Annotated in this window: 7 protein-coding genes; 4 read left to right on the top strand and 3 right to left on the bottom strand. The window is 32.1% G+C overall.

Going from position 1 to position 6,943, the window contains the following annotated elements; genetic code table 11:
• Positions 1–174 precede the first annotated feature (174 nt).
• Positions 175–1,314 (top strand): WG repeat-containing protein, encoded by a 1,140-nt coding sequence (locus ABD771_RS13775; RefSeq protein ID WP_345095588.1) that lies wholly within the window; start codon positions 175–177, stop codon positions 1,312–1,314.
• Here the strand turns inward: ABD771_RS13775 and ABD771_RS13770 are convergent.
• On the bottom strand, positions 1,304–1,963 hold the full coding sequence (locus ABD771_RS13770; RefSeq protein WP_345095586.1) for a TrmH family RNA methyltransferase: 660 nt from the start codon (positions 1,961–1,963) through the stop codon (positions 1,304–1,306). The two genes, ABD771_RS13775 and ABD771_RS13770, sit on opposite strands and share 11 nt — an antisense overlap.
• Before the next feature lie 62 nt (positions 1,964–2,025).
• Here ABD771_RS13770 and ABD771_RS13765 point away from each other — a divergent pair, with 62 nt between their 5' ends.
• The 3 genes from ABD771_RS13765 (at position 2,026) to ABD771_RS13755 (ending at position 4,833) form a co-directional block, all read left to right on the top strand.
• The gene (locus ABD771_RS13765; RefSeq protein ID WP_344816154.1) at positions 2,026–2,715 is read left to right on the top strand and encodes an SIR2 family NAD-dependent protein deacylase; all 690 of its coding nucleotides are present in this window, start codon (positions 2,026–2,028) and stop codon (positions 2,713–2,715) included.
• A gap of 140 nt (positions 2,716–2,855) precedes the next feature.
• Positions 2,856–4,199, top strand: a complete 1,344-nt coding sequence (purB, locus tag ABD771_RS13760) for an adenylosuccinate lyase (protein WP_344816155.1) — start codon at positions 2,856–2,858, stop codon at positions 4,197–4,199.
• A 16-nt stretch (positions 4,200–4,215) separates the two neighbouring features.
• Positions 4,216–4,833, top strand: coding sequence for a hypothetical protein (locus tag ABD771_RS13755; protein ID WP_344816156.1), 618 nt, complete (start codon positions 4,216–4,218; stop codon positions 4,831–4,833).
• Between the two features lie 108 nt (positions 4,834–4,941).
• Here ABD771_RS13755 and ABD771_RS13750 read toward each other — a convergent pair whose 3' ends face one another.
• Positions 4,942–5,343, bottom strand: a complete 402-nt coding sequence (locus ABD771_RS13750; RefSeq protein ID WP_344816157.1) for a hypothetical protein — start codon at positions 5,341–5,343, stop codon at positions 4,942–4,944.
• Between the two features lie 78 nt (positions 5,344–5,421).
• Entirely contained in the window at positions 5,422–6,894 is a 1,473-nt protein-coding gene (guaB, locus tag ABD771_RS13745) for an IMP dehydrogenase (protein ID WP_345095583.1), read from the bottom strand.
• Between the last annotated feature and the right edge of the window lie 49 nt (positions 6,895–6,943).

Raw genomic sequence — 6,943 nt, 5'->3', positions numbered from 1 at the left:
AGCAAAAGTTTAGTTAAAATATTAAAATTCAACACTTTAAATATACTAACTTTTGCTTTTTTACCCAAATATTTTTACACTTTTATATCGAACTCACGTTAAATACAAATCCCCAATTATTAAACTAGTTGGGGATTTTTTATATATTTGAAAATCAAAAACTTCTCTAATTCTATGAAAAAGACATTATTCCTATTACTGATATCATTAACTATATATGCACAAAAACCAATCAATTCAAATGTTTTAATTCCATACAGAAATAAAAACCTTTGGGGATTATCAGATACTTTAGGAAACATCAAAGTTAAACCTATTTATAAAGACATAAAAGATTTCTTTATTGATAAAGACACCGACTTTACTTCAATGTATGCTGTTAAAACAAACAAAAGTTACTTTGTAATTGACCGAAATGGCAAAGTAATCATACCCGAAACCTATGGCTATGATTCTATTTATGTTAACAAATTCTATTATGATCGTTTTTTAGTTTACAAAAAAGGAAAAATGGGATTATACAAAAACAAAGAACTAATCCCATGCATATATGATAAAGTAGAAATTGGTACCAACGAAAGTTACTATGTTAAAATGGGAAAACTATCTGGTTTAATAAACGCTAAAGGAAAACTTATCATACCTGTACTTTACGATGATGTTCATCCTTCCTTTGAGGAAAAAGACGATTATAATTCAGAATATGTTTGGGTTGCTGAAAAAAAGAATGAAGAAAAAAAATTTTACGATTTCAAAATACCTACAAAACTTGATAGAAGTATGTATGAAAAAAATATAGTTGAAGAAGCAAATAGCAACGATGACGACTCAGACAAGGAAGAATTATTCAAAGCCAAATTGAAAGAAAGATATGATAAAGTTAATATCGTCATGTACTACAAAGTAGCTTATGTAGAAAAAAACAATAAAAAAGGGTTGGTTGAATTGCCAAGTTTAAAAGAAATAATAAGTCCGATTTACGAAGAATTATCCAGCTACGGATGGGATAATTCTGAAATCGTTTATAAAGTAAAACTTAATAATAAATATGGTTTTGTAAAACCCGGAAATGTTACAATACTGAACTGTGAATTTGACGAAATTGAAGATCTAGGCATTTTAATCAAAGATGGAAAAAAAGGATACTATACGTTCAATTCTATTTACCCTTATATTCAGCCAAAATATTTAAGTATAAAAAATTACGATGACATTGACATAAATGATACATGGCAATTCAAACTTTTTGAAGTGACCACTGAAAAAGGAAAAGGATATGTTGGCGAAAATGGTGTCGAATTCTTTAAGGATTAGTCTCATAATACCTCGCTTCAATTCTTTTAATATCTTTGATAGAATTTCTAGCCCAATCCAATCGTTTTTCAAGAATTTCTTCTTCGGTCAATTGCCAATTTAAATTCGATTGACGCAATCTATTAGTAATATCTTGAATGATAATTGCTGCGGAAACCGAAATATTTAAACTTTCTGTAAAGCCAACCATTGGTATTTTGATATAACCATCGGCTTGTTCTATAACTTCTGGCGAAAGTCCGTCACGTTCTGTTCCAAAGAAAATAGCGCTTCGTTTTGTTATATCAAATTCGTGAATCAAGCACGAATCATTGTGTGGCGTTGTAGCGATAATTTGATAACCTTTTTCACGCATAGCATCCATGCAACTTTGCACTGAGTTAAATCGGTTCACATCAACCCATTTTTGTGCGCCCATGGCAATTTCGGCATCGATTCTTTTACCAAATTTTTCTTCAATAACATTCAATTGTTGTATACCAAAAACTTCACAACTGCGCATCACAGCACTGGTATTATGCAACTGAAAAACGTCTTCCATTGCAATCGTAAAATGATTAGTTCTATTCTTTAAAACCTCTAAAAAGCGTTCTTTTCTGTTTTCAGTAAGGATATCTTCTAAATATGCTAAGTAATCTAAATCGACCATTTTAAAAAATTAATTTTGGCAAAAATAGTAAAAATGCTTAGTTTTAAGTCCAAATGAAAAAGATGAAAAAATTAGTAGTTTTAACAGGCGCAGGAATTTCTGCAGAAAGTGGTATCAAAACCTTCCGTGATGCTTATGGATTATGGGAAGGTCACGATGTTATGGAGGTCGCTTCTCCTGAAGGTTGGCGCAATAATCAAGAATTAGTTTTAGATTTTTACAATCAAAGACGAAGACAATTACATCAAGTAAAACCTAATTTAGGACACCAAACTTTAGCAGATTTAGAAAACGATTTTGACGTTCATATCATCACACAAAACGTAGATAATTTGCACGAACAAGCTGGAAGCACAAAAGTTTTACATCTTCATGGCGAACTTTTAAAAGTGAGAAGTGTAAAAGACAGAAATTACATTTTAGATTGGTCACACGATTTAAAAACTGGTGATGTTGATAAAAACGGACATCAATTACGACCACATATTGTTTGGTTTGGTGAAGATGTTCCAGCGCTTGAAGAAGCTTTGCAAATTATTCAAACTGCAGACATTATTGCCGTAATTGGTACTTCATTACAAGTATATCCAGCAGCAGGATTGATTCATTACGGACAACCAAACACGCCTATTTATTATATTGACCCAAAACCTGCAACGATTTATGAATTAGCCAATCCGCTAGAAGTAATTCCTATGAATGCAACCGAAGGTGTTCCGTTTTTGAGAGAAAAATTGCGAAGAAGAGAATAGAAAACAGAGAATAGAAAATAGATTATATAGATAGTCTATTTTCTTTGTTCTATATTCTATATTCTAAAATCGTTTAACTATTTTTGCAACTTCTAATTAAATAGATTCTGAATCGAGTTCAGAATAAACAACACAACACAATGCAACTAACAGAATTAAACGCTATTTCACCAATTGACGGAAGATATAGAAGTAAAACCGTTTCCTTATCACCATTTTTTTCGGAAGAAGCTCTTATAAAATATCGAGTTTTAATTGAAGTGGAATATTTTATTGCTTTATGCGAAGCCGATTTGCCACAACTTTCAGGTGTAAACAAATCTGTTTTTGATGCCTTACGTAAAATTTATACCAACTTTTCAACCGAAGATGCACTTTGGATAAAAGAAACCGAAAAAACGACTAATCACGACGTAAAGGCTGTTGAATACTTTATCAAAAGTAAATTTGATGCATTAGGATTAGAAACGTTCAAAGAATTCATTCACTTCGGATTAACATCTCAAGATATCAATAATACTGCGATTCCTTTATCAACAAAAGAAGCTTTTGAAAAAGTATATTTACCAAGTTTGATTGCAGTAATTGCAAAATTAAAAGAACTTTCTGTAGAATGGAAAGACGTTCCCATGTTAGCGAGAACACATGGCCAACCAGCTTCTCCTACTCGATTAGGAAAAGAGATTTTGGTTTTCGTAGAACGTTTAGAAGAGCAAATGCGTTTGTTATTTAATGTTCCATTTGCGGCTAAATTTGGTGGAGCAACAGGTAATTACAACGCACATCATGTAGCTTATCCAAACACCGATTGGAAAAAATTCGGAACCGATTTCGTAGAATCAACTTTAGGATTACAACATTCTTTTCCAACAACACAAATAGAACATTACGATCATTTTGCAGCATTTTTTGATGCTTTAAAACGAATTAACACCATCCTTATTGACTTAGATAGAGATATTTGGACGTATGTTTCGATGGATTATTTCAAGCAAAAAATTAAAGCAGGAGAAATTGGTTCGTCAGCAATGCCACATAAAGTGAATCCAATTGATTTTGAAAACTCTGAAGGAAATTTAGGAATTGCAAATGCTATTTTCGAACATCTTTCTGCTAAATTACCAATTTCAAGATTGCAACGCGATTTGACTGATAGTACGGTTTTAAGAAACATAGGAGTTCCAATGGGACATACTTTAATAGCATTTGAAGCTACTTTGAAAGGTTTAAATAAATTGGTTTTAAACGAAGTTAAATTTGAAGAAGATTTAGAGAAAAACTGGGCTGTTGTAGCCGAAGCAATTCAAACGATTTTACGTCGTGAAGGTTATCCAAATCCTTACGAAGCCTTGAAAGATTTAACTCGAACTAATACTATTATCAATAAAGAAGCGATTCATAATTTCATTCAAACACTAAACGTTTCTGATGAAATTAAAGTGGAATTGATGCAGATAAGTCCTAGTAATTATTTGGGAATCTAATAACTAAGCAAAAAAAATGAAAAAATTATTATTTACAATTGTACTACTAAGTTCCCTATTTTCAGTTGCTCAAAAGAATTACATTTTATTGAAAGATGGAAATAAAATGGAAATTGACGAAAGAGATTTTTATTATTCAACTTTTGAAAAAGTTAGATATACTCTTCCTAGTAAAGAAGGTTTCGAAGCAATAAAAGGAATCGATATTGATAAAGTAGATAAATTAGTATCAGGAGATGTTACTTACATCCCATTTAAATACAGTGAGAAAAAGAAAAAGTATATGGTATTGAGTAAAATCATTGCTGAAACAAGTGACAAAATGCTTTTATTGAGCTTTACTCCTCCTTTCTCAGCTGATGGCTACTATCTTGATTATAACTATAAAATAGTTGATAAAGCTACAAATACAATTATTGATTCTGGTTGGTTTAACGAAAGTAAAATGCCTAAAAAATTAGTTGATCAAAATACAGCAATTGCAACTATCAAAAAACATTTCTCAAAGTGTAAAGAAATGATGGACAGCTTAGCTGAATTTGAAAAGAAAATACCAACTGCCAATGGAAACGGTTATACTGAAGAATACATTGCAGGTTTTATGCATCAAGACAAACCTTTTAACTGCAATTAATTTTTAAAACAAAAAAGGCATAAATAGATACCAAACCTCAAAGACATTTTAGAAAAAAAGCTCTCAAAGATTTTAAATACTTTGTGAGCTTTTTTTTTAGAAAACGAATTATACAATTAATATTTCGATATCATCTAAATTTCGATTACGTCTACTTCTACCTAATACTTTAGACATTACAATATTTGGAATATTAAATGGAAAAGAGAAAAACTCTAAAATTGAATCTTTCAAAATGATATCATTATAATTGTGTACTGATATTTTGAATTTTCCGTAGTTATTAATATCAAAAGCATAAAACTTTATTGCTTTTTTTCCACATTTAAAATCTCTTCCTTTAAGATAAAACTCCCTTAATTCAATGTCTTCATTAGTTTCTAAATTTACAATTTGAACATAAAAATCAGGATTCGTTTTGATATGATGTCCACCAAGAATATAGATAACATAAGAACCATAAAATATTTCTGATTCTGTTGTGTCTTGAATATTAAATTTGATACTCATGTAAGCGATAATGAAGTGAGATTCCTACGGAATGACAACTGCGAACTGAAATCTGCAAACTGAAAACTAAGCACTAAACTATCTAGAATAATTCGGAGCTTCTTTAGTAATCGTAACATTATGAGGATGACTTTCGCCAATTCCGCTAGTAGTAATTCTAACAAATCTTCCTGTTTCTTGTAGCGTTGGAATATCTTTTGCACCACAATAACCCATTCCAGCTCTTAAACCACCAACAAATTGTTGCATACTTTCGTTCAATTCACCTTTGTATGGAACACGTCCTACAATTCCTTCTGGAACTAATTTTTTAATATCGTCTTCAACATCTTGGAAATATCTGTCTTTTGAACCTTCTTGCATGGCTTCCACAGAACCCATTCCACGATAGGATTTGAACTTTCTTCCTTCAAAAATGATAGTTTCTCCTGGTGATTCTTTTGTTCCTGCTAAAAGTGAACCAAGCATTACGCAATCAGCTCCGGCTGCAATCGCTTTAGGAATATCTCCTGTATAACGAATTCCACCATCTGCAATAACTGGAACTCCTGAACCTCTCAAAGCCGCTGAAACTTCTAAAACTGCAGAAAATTGAGGAAATCCAACACCTGCAACAACTCTTGTAGTACAAATAGAACCTGGACCAATTCCGACTTTTACACCATCGGCACCACTTTCAACTAAATATAAAGCAGCTTCTGCAGTGGCAATATTTCCAACAATAACATCAAGATTTGGGAATTTAGCTTTCACCAATTTCAAAACATCAACCACACCTTTTGTGTGACCGTGAGCCGTATCAATAATTACAGCATCAACTCCTGCGTTTACTAAAGCGGTTGCTCTTTCTACAGCGTCGGCAGTAACTCCAAGAGCTGCAGCAACTCGAAGACGTCCAAATTTGTCTTTATTGGCAACTGGCTTTTGTGCTAATTTGGTAATATCTCTAAACGTAATTAATCCAACTAATTTGTTATTGGTATCAACTACTGGTAGCTTTTCAATTTTATTTTGTTGTAAAATTCCTTCCGCTTCTTGTAAAGTTGTTCCTTCGGCAGCAGTAACAAGATGTTCCGAAGTCATTACTTCTAAAATAGAACGTGAATTGATTTTTTCAAAACGCAAATCTCTATTTGTAACAATTCCTTTTAAAATTCCGTTTTCATCAACTACTGGAATTCCGCCAATTCCGTGTTCTTTCATCAACATTTTAGCATCACCAACCGTTGAATTTAAAGGTAAAGTCACTGGATCGATAATCATTCCGGCTTCGGCACGTTTTACTTTTCTAACTTTAGCTGCTTGTTGTTCGATAGTCATGTTTTTGTGTAAAACACCAATTCCACCTTCTTGAGCCATAGCAATTGCCATAGAACTTTCGGTAACGGTATCCATCGCAGCAGAAACAACAGGAACATTCAACGAAATATTTCTAGATATTTTCGATTGAATATTAACTTCGCGCGGTAAAACTTCAGAATAATTTGGAATTAGCAGTACATCGTCATAGGTTAAACCTTCTCCAACGATTTTAGTTGTGTGTGCTTTCATGTTGCAATTTGTAGTTGTAGTTAAATTGCGTGCAAATATAGTGAAAAAG

The sequence above is a fragment of the Flavobacterium chungnamense genome (genome assembly GCF_039539165.1).
Taxonomy (GTDB): Bacteria; Bacteroidota; Bacteroidia; order Flavobacteriales; family Flavobacteriaceae; genus Flavobacterium; species Flavobacterium chungnamense.
This window is presented reverse-complemented; position numbering and strand designations above follow the sequence as displayed.